A 15,991-nucleotide genomic window follows, 5' to 3' on the forward strand; every position below is an offset into this window, starting at 1 on the left:
GCTGGAAGCTCAACATGGTGTTCGAGGACGCATGCGACTGGGACCGCGCCAAGGCGATGGACAAGATGCAGCAGTTCCTGGGCACCGGCAAAACCTATGACGTCATCATCGCCAACAACGACGACATGGCGCTCGGCGCGCTTGAAGCGCTGACCAGCGCGGGCACGTCGGACTACCCGCCCATCGTCTCCATCGACGCGAACCAGGAGGCGCGCACCGCCATCAAGGACGGCCAGATGGGCGCGAGCGTGTTCCAGGATGCGGACGGCCAGGGCACCGGCTCCCTGCAGTGCGCGGTCGACCTGCTGGACGGCAAGGACGTGGGCGTCTACAACTGGATCCCCTTCCAGCTCGTCACCAAGGACAATGTCGCCGACTTTGACTAAAACAGTTGTTGCTCGCTGTTTTTCAGCCCATACCTCAGGCTCATGTAAATCTCCTCTTTTCATTTGCCGGGATCCCTCAGTCCCGGCCGACAGCGGCAAAGCGCCCGCAACCAAAACTGGTTGCGGGCGCTTTGCCGCTTATTGTGAGGTTTTCCCGGACGGGATACGCGGCAAGGCTGCCCCACCGCGTTAACTTTTGTCCCCGCCGCCTTCCAGCCGACCCGGGGCAAATACCGCGCGCTGCACCTGCTGCAGCGATACGTTTTGTTCCCGTGCAATCCGGGCGAGGTCTTCATATTCCGCTTTTTCCCGCGCAACGCCCCATCCGGAGGCCCGTTTGATGCGGATCTGCCCGAAAGGGCTTTCCGCGACATCCATACTGCGGGCGAGCGTATAGCGACGGCAAACCGTCTCCCGCAGGCCGAGCGTGGTGGTGTGCAGGAACAGCAGGCGGATCATTTCCTCCCGCTGCCCGGCACGGCACATACATGTTAGCAGCACACCGGGGCGGTTCTTTTTCATGCCGACCGGCACGGTATAAACGTCGAGCGCGCCAGCTTCCAACAGCCGTTCCATGGCAAAACCGACCGCCTCGGGCGTCATATCGTCCAAATTGCAGCACAGCTCGATCACGCATTCCTGCCCCCCGTCCGTCTCGCCGAGCATGGCACGGACACAGTTTGCACGCTCAAAATCCTTTTTACCAAAGCCATAGCCGATTTTCTCCACGCACATGACCGGCTGCGCGCCAAACGACTGCACAAAATGCCGGAGCAGTGCCGCGCCGGTCGGGGTACAAAGCTCGCCGCGCACTTCTCCGCCATAAGTGGGGATACCGCGCAGCAGCAAGGCGGTGGCGGGCGCCGGTACCGGTAAAACCCCATGCGCACAGCGCACCTGGCCGCTGCCCACATGGACGGGCGAGGCCAATATGCGCCCTGGCGCAAGTTCATGCATCAGCAGGCAAACCGCCGTCACGTCGGCCACGGCGTCCAGCGCCCCGACTTCATGGAAATGGATCTCTGTAACCGGTTTGCCGTGCACCTGGCTCTCCGCTTCGGCGATCAGGCCGTAAACGGCTAGGACGTCGTCCCGCACAGGCTTTGGCAAATCCAGATGCGAGACAATGTGCGCAATGTCATGCATCCCATGGTGGCCATGCCCCCCATGGTGATGCCCCTGTGCGCGGCCTTCCTCCGCCCCATCCACGAGCACCGCCATTTGGGTGCCGGTAATGCCGCATTTAACGGCCGGGGCTGAGCGGAATTCCACCTTTGGCAGCCCAAGCGCGTTCAGCCGCCGGACAAACCCGGCGGGGTCGGGATGAAGCTCGAGCAGCGCCGCAGTAAGCATATCGCCCGCCGCGCCCATATTACATTCCAGGTAAAGTGTTTTCATTGCCGCCTCCCATATGGTTGATCATGCTTGCCAGGTATCCGGCGCCAAACCCGTTGTCGATATTGACCACGCTGACGCCGCTGGCGCATGAATTGAGCATAGCCAGCAGCGCGGCCAGACCGCCGAACGCCGCCCCGTAACCCACGCTCGTCGGCACGGCGATTACCGGGCAGTCCGCCAGGCCGCCGATCACGCTGGCAAGCGCGCCCTCCATCCCGGCGATCGCGATAATGACCCGCGCGGACATGATGTCCTCGCTGTGCGCAAGCAGCCGGTGCAGCCCGGACACGCCGACGTCGTACAGGCGGGTCACCCGGTTGCCGAAGGCCTCGGCCGTCTGCGCCGCTTCTTCCGCGACGGGCATATCGCTGGTGCCGCCGGTCGCGACGACGATTTTCCCCACACCGTCCGGCTCCGGGAGCGTCCCAGCCACGCCGACGCGGCTCAACGCATCATACCGGAGCGGCACGGCCGCGCCGACATAATCCGCCGCCTGCGCATCCATCCGGGTGATCAGCACCGTGCGCTGGCCGCGCGCGAGCATGGCCGTCGCAATCGTGCAAATCTGTTCCGGCGTCTTGCCCGCGCCGTAGATCACCTCTGCGATCCCCTGGCGCAGCGCCCGGTGATGGTCGGGCTTGGCAAAGCCCAAATCCTCAAACGGCGCCCCCTTGAGCCGCAGCATCGCTTCCTCTATCGGGAGGGCGCCCGCCGCGACCTGTTCCAGCAGGCTGCGGATTTCCTTTTGTTCCATTAAGACGGCCTCCCTTCCAAATCCAGCAGGACGGTTTCAAAATAGGGCTTTAGCGCATCCAGCACGCCCTGCCGGCTATCCAGGGCGCGCCGCATCTGATCCTGCGGCAGTTGCAGGCGCGCCGCGCCATGAAACAGTCGGACGCGGAAATCCGTGAAGCCCAGAAGGGACAGCGCGCGTTCCGCGTGCTCGATACGCGCCAGCTCGTCCGCGGTCAGTGGCTGCCCCGCCGGGACACGGGTAGCCAGGCAGGCATAGGCGGGCTTGTCCCAGGTGAAAAGCCCCGCCTCCCGCGACAGGCGGCGGATTTCCGGCTTGGTCAGGCCGCATTCGCGCAGGGGCGAGTAAACGTCCAGTTCCCGCAGGGCGCGCATCCCGGGGCGGTCGCCCACGTCGTCCGAAGCATTGGTACCGTCCAGCAGCATGCTATAACCGTCTTGCGCCGCACGCGCTTTCAGGCACCCGAACAGCGCCTTTTTGCAATGATAGCACCGGTCTGCCGGGTTTGCAGCGGCTTTTTCACAGGAGAGGATATCGTATTCGATCACCGCCAGCGTGACGCCAAGCTGCGCCGCCAGCCGCCGCGCGTCCGTTAGCTCGAACGCGGGCTGGAATGCCGTTTTGATAAAATACGGCTGCACATCCGCGCCGTACTGCACCGCGGCGTACAATAAATAGGCGGAGTCCACGCCGCCGGAAAAGCCCAGCGCCGCTTTCGGGTGGGCTGTGAAATACTCTTTTAAGTGCATGTACGTTTCCTCCTGTATACGCGCCGACAGTTTCCCGTGCGGCGTACCCGCGCTTCGTATCGGGATGTCACACGCCGAGCGCGGCCGTTACCTTTTCCAGCTCCTGGCGGATCGCAATGTGCTGCGGGCATACCTGCTCGCACTTCCCGCATTTGACGCACTGCGAGGCGCTTTTCCTGCCATGGCCGCCGACAAGCCAGTTTTCCTGCGACAAAGCAATTTCCTTGTTCCCATACAGCGTCAGGTAATTCATGGCGGTAAAAGCGCCGGAAATCCCGATGGCATTGGGGCACACTTTGGCGCAGTAATTGCAAGCCGTGCAGGGGATCAGCGGGATCCGGCTGAGCGCTTCCTGCGCCAGGCGCAACGTTTCGCGCTCCGCATCGGACAGGGATACGAAATCCTTCATATAGGACAGGTTATCCTCCATCTGCTCCAAGTTGCTCATGCCGGAAAGCACGGTGATCACGCCATCCAGGCTGGCCGCAAACCGGACGGCCCAGGATGCATTAGACGCCTTGGGATCGGCCTGGCGGAAGATTTCGCCCACCGCTTCGGGCGGGTTTGCCAGCAGGCCGCCCTTGACCGGCTCCATAATGACGATCGGCTTGCCATGTTTCCTTGCCACTTCATAACAGGCGCGCGACTGCACCGCCGGGTTTTCCCAGTCGGCGTAATTGATCTGCAGCTGCACGAATTCCATTTCCGGATGGCGGCTTAAAATCGCATCCAGCTCCTCCGGCGTGGAATGGAACGAAAAGCCGACATGCCGGATCAGCCCTTCCCGCTTCTTTTCCTGCACCCACGACCACAGGTCAAATTTGTCAAAAACCTCTGTGCGGCTCTCCCCCAGGTTGTGAAGCAGGTAAAAGTCAAAATAGCCCGCCCCGGTCTGCCGCAGCGAGGTATCGAATTGCGCGATGGCCTCCTCGCGGGTCTTGCAGCCGATCCACGCGGCGTTCTTGGTTGCAATCTGGAATCGCTCACGCGGGTAACGCTCGACCAGCGCCTGGCGGATCGCATCCTCGCTGCCTGCATAAGCCCACGCCGTATCAAAGTAGGTAAACCCCGCCGCAAGGAACCGGTCGACCATGGCCTTGACCTGTTCCACGTCGATGGCCTCCCCGTCCTTAGGCAGCCGCATCAGCCCGAAGCCGAGTTTTTTAATCCCTTGTCCCAAATATGTAGTTTCCATTATTGTACCTCATTTTTTCCTGTTCCGATAGTGTGTGATTTGTTTTATGGCCTGGCAAGGGTTTTGTCCAGGCAGGCAAGCGCGTTCCGGGCGCATGGGAAACCGGCTTACGGAAGGCACACCGTCAGCGCGCCCGGCAGGGTATCCTTGCCGGGCACCTGCCGCTCATGTCCCGCAACCTGTGCTATCTCTATCTTGCACCTTGGAGTGCGCTCCATGTCAAGCATTATTTTCACCCGGCTTCCGGGCATACCGCCCCCCTTGGTACGGGTAACGTATTTGGGACAGGCTGCTGCCAATGGGATTACATGGGCAGTACCTTATGATACGCCAGCTTAAGTATGATGTGGCGTATCACGGCGGGGCAAACGGCTACGCGCATTATGTAAACAAAGGCCGCCAGTATTGCACCGGCAGCCTTTATATCCCGGATAATAGGGAAGGCCGGTCAAAGCCTCATGGTTTTGACCGGCCTTCTAGCAATTGCACAGCTTAATTAGCCGCGCGCAGCCAGACCCTGCTCGTAGGATTCAATCATCTTCTTGAACGTGTTACCCGAACGACGTTCGAGTTTCTCCAAGTAACGCGTCGTAGTTTCACCGGAAAAAACCCTGATTTCCAGCCGCAGCGTATCTTCCTCCGGCGTTACAAAGATGCGGTCGATATACTTTTCCACAAAGGCGCGCGTGATCATACCGTTTTCCGCATCCTGGACGGCGGCGCGCATCGTCTCACGAAGCTGCTGCAGATGCGCCTGCAATTCCGCGCGGCTGAGCTGCTGCTGTTCCAGCTCATACAGTTCCTGCTCGGCTTGGCTGATTTCCCGGTCGCACGCGGCGTTCATGGAAAGAAAATCACGGTCGCTGATCTGTCCGGAAGCATTGTAGCCGAGCAGCTTACCCTTCTTCTTTTGGGCAAGCTCTATTTTTTGGTGAAGCGCATCCAACTGCACCACGACGCCGTTATCGTCGTTTTCCAGCGAGCGGTACATCTCCAGATAGCGTTCGATCAACGCCTCCGTATCCGCCCGCGTACCCTGGAATACGCTGAACAACACCGGCTTTAATTCGTCCTCATACAGCGGGACGGAGGGGCAGGAATCCGCGCCGTTTTTGATTTTGCCGGAACAGACCCATTTACTGTTCATATTACCCTGTTTGTCTTTGGAATCGCGGCGGTAATACGCCGTGCCGCAATGGGTACAAAACAGCTTCCCCGTCAGCAGGTTGCTGTGGTTACATTGGTTCTGACGGCGTTTTACATCGGTACTGCGCCGGGAGAGGACGGCGTTTGCTTCGTCCCAAAGCTGTTCGGGCACGATGGCGGGTACGATGTCTCCGGTTTCATCCTTAAACATCACCCACTCCTCCGGCGGGAGGAATTTTTGTTTTTTGGTGAACATATCCACAATGCGCACCTTGTTGCCGACATAATACCCCTTGTACTTCGGATTGGAGATCATACCGGACATCGTTGTATGTGCGATACGCTTGCCGTTGTGGTTGCGGTAGCCCTTTTTCCAGAACAGGTCTTCGATCTGTTTCATACTGTATTCGTCGGTCGCGTACAGCTCAAATAACTTGCGTACCATCGGCGCTTCGTCCTCATCAATCACAAGGCGCTTGTCCTGCTTGCGGTAACCGAAAATACGGCCGTTACCCAAAACCACGCTGTTCTTGATCGCCTGCTGGTGGCCAAATTTTACGCGGGAGGACAGCTTGCGCAGTTCATCCTGCGCAATACCGGACATAATCGTCAGCCGCAGCTCAGAATCTTCGTCAAAGGTATTAATGTTATCGTTCTGAAAAAAAATGCCGACCCCTGCGGCCAGGAGGTCGCGGGTATATTGAATGCTGTCCAGCGTGTTGCGCGCGAAACGTGTGATTTCTTTTGTGATAATCAGGTCAAACAGTCCGGTTCTGCCATCCTCGATCATGCGGTGAAAATTTTCGCGTTTTTTCGTGGTCATGCCGGAAAGGCCCTCGTCGATATAGCCCTCCACGAACGTCCATGCCGCGTTGCGCGCGATCAGATCGCGGTAGTAGCCGATCTGGTTGTCCAGCGAATTGAGCTGTTCATCGCTTTCACTCGAGACGCGCGCATAAAAGGTGACGCGAAGAGGAATATCATATACCGAGCGGGTCTTGAGCTGCTGCCGGATGCTATGGATGTCCATTTTCGTGCCCTCCCCTACAAAAGTCATTGTATCATGTTTATAATATCACAGAATGTCTTTCATGGCAACAGCGGTCTGTTGACAGGAAAAATGAAGAGGTGTAAAATGTACGTAAAATTACATTGTTCCGTGTTTTTTGTTCTTTGTTCTCCAGGATACAGTAAAAAATATGTTTATAGCCGCACCATATTTATAAAATTAATAAGATATCAACATAAAAAGAAAGGCACGATATGGCAAACAAATTGGGGGAAACGACAAGGTGTTGTTTATACCACTGGCGTTATGACGATCTGACAGAGGGCTGTTTTGTCGTGGATGACGAGACAGGCAAAGTAATAAAAAAACGTGTATTTGACAATAGGCATCGGGAATCAAAAAAAGATAGGATAAAGTATCAAAAGAAAGAAAAATCCGATGCCGATAAAAACGGGCGAACTTTTAAAACAAAAAAACTAAAACTCCATGTGGGCATCAATTACATTAAGCATTACCATTGTGAAGCTACACATATTAAGAACGGCTTAGAAGAATTTACAACTATGCTATCTATTTGCGGCAGTGATGAGGTACAAAGGGCACAAGCCATTCAGCTGGTTAGCGGCCTGCTGTCTGCTTACATTGTACGAAAGGCGGCGAATACAGGTGCGCTTGATGATTTTTCCAAACACAAATGGCGTGGGCTGATTTTTTCGTGTCCTTACAGTACGGGTGCATTCGAAACGATTGCCCAAATTGTAGCAACCGTTTCCGTGGATACTATTTATCAAAACAAGGGGGCTGATTTCCTCGTCTCCGCATCTGTGCTTTTACCAGATAGGGCGGTCTCAAAATCCCTGGCAGGCGATGCGGTAATTTATTTTAATGGAGGCACCCAATGTCATAACAAAAAATTTGCGCTTCCCGCACAATATCGGGATACTTGTGTCTTGATAGATGGCCGAGCATATTCTACAGGGGATATCCGAAACTTTGAACGGCGTAATTTGTGGAATACAATCGTCGTATATGGCAAACCTGCATCGGTCTCACTTGTTGATACTATTCCACTGAAAAGTGAGTCCTTTGGAGAAAATCATCTAAAATTTAATTACAAGCCTGTACGCAAGCTATGTCGAGGCTTTGCTGGTTGGATCGGAAACATGAAAAAAAAGAAGTTTTCTAAAACATTGCAAAATGTATGGAACGATCTGCTAACATATAATTGCGCATTCCGCACCGCGCGTATTAAACGCGGCGATTTGTACCACACTTTTTTGCAAGTGTCTGCTCTAACATTATTTTTGAATTACATTTCTATGTTCCTACCGTATTGGATACAAAGAAAAAGCCCTTCTTCGGCACATAAAATACCGAAAAATGGCATAAACCAAGGGCTTTCGAGGTCAATCGCTGACTTCGGAAGCCCTTATTTGCTTTATGGAATTGTGGTATGCCGGCCGGCTGCACGATGCAGTGTCAACCTTGCGGTGTAGTGAAAATCGAATAATTAAAAGGTGAAAAGAGTGGATGTCGAAAACATTTACTCACTCCTCTTTGCCCTTTCCTCCGCGAGGATACGGTGCTTTATCTCTCCATTCAACACCATTCTTGGTGTGATACCTCTGCGAATGCCATGGAACTTCATGTTCACGTGGAGACGATCGTTCTCTGCTGTCCGAGTGAGGCGAGCTGTAGCTATCGTCGTCAACAGCATATGACTTCTTATCATCTGTTGATGAGTCGCTCCTCACATCATCAGGGTGAGGTGTTTCCTTGGAACTATTACCAGAAGATGTTGCTGCATCAATTATTGCAGGAATTGTTGTCACCAAAAACGTGATGACGCCACCAACAATCTCTCCCTTGTGGTCGCGCCACAACTGTTTGGCTGTGTTTCCAACACCAGTAAAAAAATGCTTAACCCCATCGGGCTTCATAGCATTCTTTTTAAGAGGTGGCTGATGGGCTGTACCTGTAGAATCAGAATGCTCAAACTGCCTTGGGGTGCTTTCCTTCACCGGTGGTTCTGCATATAAAGACTCAGCGGACTCAGTGGATTCGGCCGCACAGTCTGTTTCTTCATTCACCCCAACCACCTCTGCAATAGGTTGGCTCTATGTTCCTACCGTATTGGATACAAAGGCAAAGCCCTTATCCGGCACAGAAATACCGAAAAAGGGCATAAAACAAGGGCTTTCGAGGTCAATCGCTGACTTCGGAAGCCCTTGTTTGCTTTATGGAATTGTGGTCTGCCGGTCGGCTGCACGGTGAAATGTCAGCCTTGCGGTGTAGTGCAAAGCGAATAATTAAAAGGTGGAACAGTATCTCATATATACAGCCATCTATTGCCATCCCAGTAAGGTTGTTCTTGATTCCGGGACTCATGCAATTCGTCAAACAAATTAAACGCTACCACCCTTGCCGTGTCGAAGTCGGTAATCTTTCTGCCGTGATACTCCCAACGCTGAGTTCCTTTGAAAATAATACCCCAGCCTGAGCCGTATTTGCTCTTCATGATAGTAATATAGTCGCCCTTGTAGCGTAGTGTAAAGTTGCCGGTTTCGGGCTTACGATACCACTCTTGTTTCATGAAGTTTTTCCTTCGGTTTACACGGTTTTTTAGGTTACGCTCTCGTTCTTGAGGAGTCACATAATCGCATATCATTTTTGAAGCACAATCGCATCCTACTCTTATCTCGCCATCATAGTCGGGGTGTTTAAGCAGATGGACATATCGGATTTTTTCCTTTCCACACATTTCGCATTGCTCATACGGAATAGGTTCATCAGGGTAAACATTCTCCCCCAAATCCTCCATCCCAATATAATCCCACCCCTTATGTGGAATATCTGGTTTATTCCAACGCAACAAAATCACCCCTCGCAATAATCATATTGGTCTCATTTTCCCCTTTTATCGGCTACAAAGTTCAAACTCCAGTACACTCTCTGAGGATTTTGAATGATCCCCTTTTTCTTCAAATCAGTCCTTATCCATCTCATCTGATATGCAAATTCTGTACCAGTGCAATTTGCATCTTCGATTTCCAAGACTTCTTTAGGAATCTTTAGGCGAAATGCAACTTTTGTATTGATATCGGCAGCTTTAAGCATCTCCTGTGTTTCCGAAAGAACCAAAACAGTTGCCTCTGCAAGTAAACTCTTTGATGGTAATACGCCCATGATAACCTCCAGAAAAAATATATGTTTATTCCGTGCCGGTCATCACCGGCAGATTTTTGGATACCAACATATCGTTACATTCGTGAATTGATCCCATGTAAAGGTGGTTAAGAAAGAAATTATACATCAAGTGAGCCTCGTTCTGTGCCAATCGCAATGTAAAGCCAGATCTACTGATAAGTGCATTACTCAACTCTGGCGGCAGATTCATACCAATACACACAGCAACCACACAGTCAACATTTTTGGGGTATGCCGGATTGTTTCGCATACGCTGAACCAACTTTGTGGAAATAAGAGCCTTTTCTGCCAGGGTCTCTTCGGAGATTTCTACCCATTCCATAAGGTAGAGCAAGGCGGCACCAAATTGGGCTGCTAGTTCTTGAAGAACTCGTTGAATCTCCATTTCTCGTGCAAGGATGGCATCTGCTTTTCCCATAACATCAGCGCTGACCTCTTTGGCAAAAGTGGTCTGGAACACAATGCCAGAATCCACATCTCTAAAGAGAACGCACTCTTTATAAAATTCCTCGCCGTATTTATTCGTTGCCTTTACTTTCAGTTTGAAGACCAGGCAACATTCATCAATGTGCAAACGACCATACTCGGTCATCTTCACAGTATTATTTTCGTCCCTGGTGACATACTTCGGATCGTTCAAACACATATGCGAATCCACATATATGTATGAGCCCTTTTGAGATTGAGCAGAAAGGCGCATATCGCTGAAGGCGATGATTTGGGCATCGTCCGCGCTGATACAGTATGTCTGGTCTTTCTGCAAACTGCCTTTTTTGAAGGCGTGTGGTTTTACATAGTGTCCGTCAATATAAGTAAACGCACCGATAGCCTCTTCGTAGCCTGCATCCACCATACGCATTTTTGCTGCATGGCGTGAGACAACAAAAAAGGTAGCGAGGGCATCAATGACAGCCTCCATCACATCCACGATATGTGCTGCATTCATTTCCCGTTGGAATATACGGACAAATTCGGCAGCTTTTGTCTTAAACGCACCTATCGGCATCTGGATGCGAGGTGCCAGCGAGTTTGCCTGCCACTCCATCCAATCAGCGGCGGTACGGTCGGAAGAACCCTTTGACCCGCCAATGACCATGCACTTTATTTGTGTTGCATCGCGGTTATAAAGCCGCTCCAGTTCAAAGGCTTTTCTGTGCTGATCCCAATGGACGCACTCATGTACGATGGTGTTGTTGACAGAACCCAGATTCCTTAAATGGAATGCTTTGGGGGCTACAACGATGGTTTTTGCCGGAAAGTGAGCAGCTTCCACTTTTCCCGTGGCAGAGTTAAATACTTCTGTGGTACAGTCTTGGAAGAAAATCTGTCCAAATACAGAAAAATCCTCCGTCAGTTCCTGGGTAACAACCGAAAGACCGAGCCTATCGGCAAAAACCATAGGGTCAATAGGCATAGGGGTTTGCAGGGCTTCTGGGTAGTATTTTCGCAAAAACTCCGTAGCTATCTTATCGAGGTCGATTTTATAACTAATCGGAACAAGGGAATCTGACAAAGGTTTGTATTGCTTGTTCTTTTGATTGTATTGATCAACTCGAAGGATACGGAGGTCATCCAGATTTTTGGATAAATCAGCCATACAGGAAAGGAATGAACCAAGGGAAACAAGTATCCTCCTCAACATCACGGTGGCGGTGGTGTTCTTTAACATAAACCTCCGCTTCAACAATGACATCAAATGCGATTTCCATACCATCCCTGTCATCTATCCCTACGGACTTAATTGTGAAATCGGAGAGTTCTGCATAATCGGGACTGCTGACCGTGTGGGAACTCAGTTCGATATTATGGCGGTTTTGTATGACATAAGATTTTATGGCGTTGAAGAACTGGTCATAAAATCTGCTGCCGATGTATTCCTTAAACGAACGGTCAGCCACAAAAATCCCTCCTCTTATAGATTCGTTAGTGGTGACATTCCTGACTTTTTCAGGAACTCATTGCACTCATATACTGTGTTGTTGTATGCAGCATCAATAAGGTATTGATACGCTCGTTCTTTTGGGGTCTTACGCAATTGATACCCTGCCGCACCAAGCAGATTCATAATCTGGTGAGGGAACAAATGCAAAGCGATACCAATTGCAACAACATTTTCAAGTGTTGGGCGTTCACCTTCGTCATTTTTGTATCGACGAATTGTGCGGTCAGAAATACCTGTTAATTCAGCTAGACCCTCTTCAGTAACATCTTTCAGTTCCATGAAGAAAGACAACATTCCGCCAAAATTAAAGGGAGGTTCTTGACCACCACCAGATGTGATGTTCCGAAACATTTCTTGAGAAATAGTGTCAATTGATGCGACCTTTTCAGCATGGGCTATCCGCTTACCCTTATATTTTCTGGCAGAATGATATAATTCATTGGGTTTTGGCTTCCTCTCGACAAAGAAATACTCTTCGCACAAGCAAAAAGCCGTCAGTCCATTTTTATCTCCGAAAAGTTTTGGGGAACGAAAAAACGAGTGGACATCAATACTCTGTTCCAACAGGATAATTGCTATCGGACGAAGGACAAAAAGACCATCAATATAAATGTACTTTCCGCTATCAACGGCTCTTCGAAAATCATGATGCCGTTTATAATACGACAGCACCTGCTCTTTCGGTAAGCGAAGGACTCGCTTTTCGGAAAAGACACGTCCGTCTGTATTATCATTTTTCTTTGATGGTGCAGGACGAGCACCAGGAGCCATGTCTTTCCCTCCTTTTACAAGAATAAGGTTTGAATATCGATTTTCGAATTTTCAATGTAGTGCCGATACATCAGTTCTGCAGGCAGTAATCGCACTTGGATGTCCTGCAGTCCTAAATTGCTTAACATAGCAAAAGAAACAGTACCTATTGGAACAATCTCCCTCAAAGCCGTGGGCATAAGGAAACAGTTACGCACCGTGCTAATCTGATGCGCCTCTACAAAGGGCTGATACGCCAACTTGTACAAATACTGCTTAGTTATGGATTCAATACCGGGCTGGCCACGCAGCTTCTTATTGTGTTCCAACTGGATGTTATAATACTTTGCATCGAAAATAACAAACTGATAGTCTTCGTTGATATTGACAAGAGAAACGATGTCTGGGATAAGCGTGTCCTCTGCCAGCTTTGCAAACGGCTCACCGCTCGGTGCAGTTCCAGTCCACTGCGGTTTATCAATCAAATCAATGAGTTTCTTATGCCGCATATCGCAGTATTGCTCTGCTAACGGTACAGGCAGTCGCAGTCCGCCGATTGGCTTATGCAACTGGTTGTCCATTACTTCTGCACAGACCTTTTCCCATACAAGATTGAAGCTATTTGTGCCGAACATACTGAAACAGTCGAGATCGTCCAGTGTACTGCTGTTGGCTATGTAGGCATACAGCGTTTTCAGCAGAAGCTGTTTGCGGGTATTGAACTGGACATTGAGTTCTTTGACAATGCGATCTAGGACATACTCCTTGTCACCAAAGTCTTCGATATGCTCATCAGAAATATCGACACCCATAATATCGAATAAATCTAACAGATCGGCATCTCGTAATTCCTCCGTACAGCGGGTGAGTATACACTCATGCAGGCGCTTGAAGAAATCGAAATCGTCATTCACTCGCTTCATGGTCAACAATTCCGGGTAATACGGCCGGTTGTTGCTTAAAAGTGTGAATGTTTCGTTGATGGTCTTATCCCAAAGAATGTCGCCGGACCCGTTGGACTCGATGATATCCTGCGTGTTGGTATAGGCACCATACTCGAAATAATCCTGGAGGAGGAACAGCATAACAGCCAACATATTAAATGCACTGCTGTCACTCGTATCGTTGTACATACGAATGATTTGTTCCTTGGAATTGTACTTTTCCAAAACCTTCAGCACTTGTTTCAGTTCTGCTTTAGGAGCCGTGGCATCAAGCAGATATTTCGGATAGCATTTCAACACACGACCCTCAATTGTAATAACGCCCACAAAAGTAAACACATACAGATATTCGTTTTCGCCGACCTCAACATCGGCGATTTCTATGTCCTCATCCAACAAATCAGTGAGATCCTTCTGTGTGTCATTTGCTTTTACGGCCTTCAGAACGCCATATTCTTTCAAGCGCTTCAGAATGCGAACAGTCTTTTCCTCGGAGCAACGAAACTCTTTAACCAGGTCTTCCTGGGTATAGCGTTTTTGTTCTTGTAAAAATACTGAAATCATTCTCCATCATCCTCTGGGAAATTATCAATAAACAGACTGCTGATTCCTTCGCAGAAAATATAAACACCCTTGGTGTCAAATTCCCTGCAAATCTTGGAATACTGGTTCTTTGCCTTCTCATCGCAGCCGCCGAACAGCGTAATGCGCTTCTGTTTTGCGGCATCATCAAACAGGTACATAATGACCTTGTTCTTAAAAATACGGGTGAAGACGGCAGGGTCAATCATTTCGCCATCTGGCAGATTCTTCTTGGAAATGAAATACGGACCCATCAGCTTATCCTCGTTCACCTTGTAAGTGAGCAGTTCATTATTGATAGCCTTGCGGAGCGCATTCCATTCCACAATGCGGCGATAATCACTTTGACCGAGGATGACCTTTTTGCCAACGATTCCGGCTTCACTATCATCGATGCCCAAATAGGTGAAATCCCATCTGCGCTTAAACGCCGTATCCATCGGGAATACGCCCTGGTCAGCACTGTTCATGGTGGCCCAGATAAACATATTGTCTGGGATGCGGATTTCAGCGTAATCGTCGGGATTGCCGCCGAGTTCTCCTGCCAGATACTTTTTGATGTCCTCGGATGCCTGAATCGGATATTCGCTGACCTCGTCATCACCACGGTCAAGCAACTGGAATACATCACCGAACACGGCAGCGACATTGGCACGATTGATTTCCTCGATTACAAGCAGGAAAGGTTTGGGGGCATCAGTTCTGCTGTTCAGGAGGGCTTTCACATAAGTACGCATGAACGGACCAGGTACATAGGAATAAGTGATGGCATCCTTGCCATCGCTGTCCTTGCAAGGCACAGGTTTATATGTACCGACAAAATTGGCGTAGGAGTAGTCCGGGTGGAATGTCACACGCTCGTATTCGCCACCATCAGTCAGCAGGATGTCTTTTTCACAGTTCAGAGTAAAACTTTTACCAGTTCCAGGTGCGCCAAAGAGAATGCGGTTACGAGCAAATTCACTCTGATAACCTGTGTTATAATGTATTTCTTGCACAACGCTTCTCTGCTCGACCAAAAAACGTTTATATAGATCCAAGCCAGCAGACAACGAGCCATTACCGCGATTGCGGTTAAATTCCTCAAAACCATCATCTGCCTTAATAGCTGCCTCTGCTCTTTCAAACACTTCAATATCATCGATCTCAAAAATGGACGAGAAGGGGGCGATAGCATCCCCAAAAGTTGTGCTCACCGCTCTCAAGGCGCTAATGTACTGATTCCTGGTATTTTCCGAGTAGTGTTCGCCGTTATCCCTTTCTAGTTCTTCAAACCATGCCTTAAAGGCTGCTTCATTGTCAATAGAAGCGTCAGGCAATGGCTCGTTGTGATTTGCAAGTTCAGTTACGAGAGAACCATGAATCCATTCTGCATTACGAATATAAAAATACATGAACTCTTTGCGAAAAGCGCAGGCATATTCACCAGAGCCTTTATCTTGCTGCACAAATCCCTCTTTCATTGCTTGGGCAATTGTCGCAATTTTGATTTGTTTGGAGATGGGGGTTTCTGCTCCGGCAGTTGAAGATTTCAGCTTCCATGCGCAAAAAATCGTCTGACCGTCACGCCTGTAAACGCCTAATTGAACTGCTAAATGACCGCTTTGCATTTGACCAAAAGCATAGTTGATATATTTGCTTTTTTGCTGAGTGCGCTGTTCATCGTTCAAATTAGAACGACCTCCAGGTGTTGTGCCTTTAGCACAAATGATGACTTTATCTTGTTCAGTCTCTTCAAAAGTGACTTCATATACCTCGGACAAATTATCACTGACTGATTCGCAGTGTACAATATGACCGAACTGCTCAAATGCTGACAAAAGTTCGGTTCGAACTTGTTCAGATGAAAGAGAATCTGTTGCCCGATTATAGTCAGCAGATACAATTTCGCCGTTACCAAGCGCCCATTGATATTCTGGCATAGGTATC

15 protein-coding genes are annotated in these 15,991 nt (G+C 50.2%); 2 read left to right on the forward strand and 13 right to left on the reverse strand.

The window, feature by feature from the left end; translation table 11 throughout:
- Positions 1-386 (forward strand): substrate-binding domain-containing protein (locus CZ203_RS00690; RefSeq protein ID WP_143436032.1); only part of this gene is annotated, 386 nt, incomplete at its 5' end.
- A 189-nt stretch (positions 387-575) separates the two neighbouring features.
- On the opposite strand, the gene larC is transcribed toward CZ203_RS00690, so the two are convergent.
- The 5 genes from larC to CZ203_RS00715 form a co-directional block, all read right to left on the reverse strand.
- Positions 576-1,784 carry a nickel pincer cofactor biosynthesis protein LarC gene (gene larC, locus CZ203_RS00695; protein ID WP_087064194.1) on the reverse strand — a complete coding sequence of 403 codons (1,209 nt, stop codon included), beginning with the start codon at positions 1,782-1,784 and terminating at the stop codon, positions 576-578.
- Positions 1,759-2,538 carry a nickel pincer cofactor biosynthesis protein LarB gene (larB, locus tag CZ203_RS00700; RefSeq protein ID WP_087064195.1) on the reverse strand — a complete coding sequence of 260 codons (780 nt, stop codon included), beginning with the start codon at positions 2,536-2,538 and terminating at the stop codon, positions 1,759-1,761. The genes larC and larB overlap by 26 nt, the downstream gene beginning before the upstream one ends.
- On the reverse strand, positions 2,538-3,287 hold the full coding sequence (gene larE / locus CZ203_RS00705) for an ATP-dependent sacrificial sulfur transferase LarE (protein WP_087064196.1): 750 nt from the start codon (positions 3,285-3,287) through the stop codon (positions 2,538-2,540). Before larE ends, larB begins: the two co-directional genes overlap by 1 nt.
- Before the next feature lie 67 nt (positions 3,288-3,354).
- On the reverse strand, positions 3,355-4,482 hold the full coding sequence (locus CZ203_RS00710; protein ID WP_087064197.1) for an aldo/keto reductase: 1,128 nt from the start codon (positions 4,480-4,482) through the stop codon (positions 3,355-3,357).
- Between the two features lie 496 nt (positions 4,483-4,978).
- On the reverse strand, positions 4,979-6,658 hold the full coding sequence (locus tag CZ203_RS00715) for a recombinase family protein (protein ID WP_087064198.1): 1,680 nt from the start codon (positions 6,656-6,658) through the stop codon (positions 4,979-4,981).
- Between the two features lie 233 nt (positions 6,659-6,891).
- Between CZ203_RS00715 and CZ203_RS14095 the strand changes: the two genes are divergently transcribed.
- The gene (locus CZ203_RS14095) at positions 6,892-8,133 is read left to right on the forward strand and encodes a hypothetical protein (protein ID WP_143436034.1); all 1,242 of its coding nucleotides are present in this window, start codon (positions 6,892-6,894) and stop codon (positions 8,131-8,133) included.
- 51 nt (positions 8,134-8,184) lie between these two features.
- Here the strand turns inward: CZ203_RS14095 and CZ203_RS00720 are convergent, their stop codons facing one another.
- The 8 genes from CZ203_RS00720 to CZ203_RS00755 form a co-directional block, all read right to left on the reverse strand.
- Entirely contained in the window at positions 8,185-8,727 is a 543-nt protein-coding gene (locus tag CZ203_RS00720) for a hypothetical protein (protein WP_143436036.1), read from the reverse strand.
- A gap of 239 nt (positions 8,728-8,966) precedes the next feature.
- Complete coding sequence (locus CZ203_RS14100; RefSeq protein WP_143436038.1) at positions 8,967-9,509, reverse strand: hypothetical protein; 543 nt, start codon at positions 9,507-9,509, stop codon at positions 8,967-8,969.
- A gap of 32 nt (positions 9,510-9,541) precedes the next feature.
- A complete protein-coding gene (locus tag CZ203_RS00730) occupies positions 9,542-9,823 on the reverse strand; it encodes a winged helix-turn-helix domain-containing protein (protein WP_087064201.1) in 282 nt (93 codons plus the stop codon).
- Between the two features lie 25 nt (positions 9,824-9,848).
- The gene (locus tag CZ203_RS00735; RefSeq protein ID WP_207651254.1) at positions 9,849-11,513 is read right to left on the reverse strand and encodes a transcriptional regulator; all 1,665 of its coding nucleotides are present in this window, start codon (positions 11,511-11,513) and stop codon (positions 9,849-9,851) included.
- Positions 11,434-11,742: a hypothetical protein gene (locus CZ203_RS00740; RefSeq protein WP_087064203.1), complete on the reverse strand. Its 309-nt coding sequence runs from the start codon at positions 11,740-11,742 to the stop codon at positions 11,434-11,436. Before CZ203_RS00740 ends, CZ203_RS00735 begins: the two co-directional genes overlap by 80 nt.
- Before the next feature lie 14 nt (positions 11,743-11,756).
- Positions 11,757-12,557 carry a helix-turn-helix domain-containing protein gene (locus CZ203_RS00745; protein WP_087064204.1) on the reverse strand — a complete coding sequence of 267 codons (801 nt, stop codon included), beginning with the start codon at positions 12,555-12,557 and terminating at the stop codon, positions 11,757-11,759.
- Positions 12,558-12,571: 14 nt separating this feature from the next.
- On the reverse strand, positions 12,572-14,044 hold the full coding sequence (locus tag CZ203_RS00750) for an LlaJI family restriction endonuclease (protein ID WP_087064205.1): 1,473 nt from the start codon (positions 14,042-14,044) through the stop codon (positions 12,572-12,574).
- Entirely contained in the window at positions 14,041-15,984 is a 1,944-nt protein-coding gene (locus tag CZ203_RS00755; protein WP_087064206.1) for an McrB family protein, read from the reverse strand. The genes CZ203_RS00750 and CZ203_RS00755 overlap by 4 nt, the downstream gene beginning before the upstream one ends.
- Positions 15,985-15,991 lie beyond the last annotated feature (7 nt).

Source organism: Intestinibacillus massiliensis, assembly GCF_900155735.1.
Taxonomy (GTDB): domain Bacteria; phylum Bacillota; class Clostridia; order Oscillospirales; family Butyricicoccaceae; genus Intestinibacillus; species Intestinibacillus massiliensis.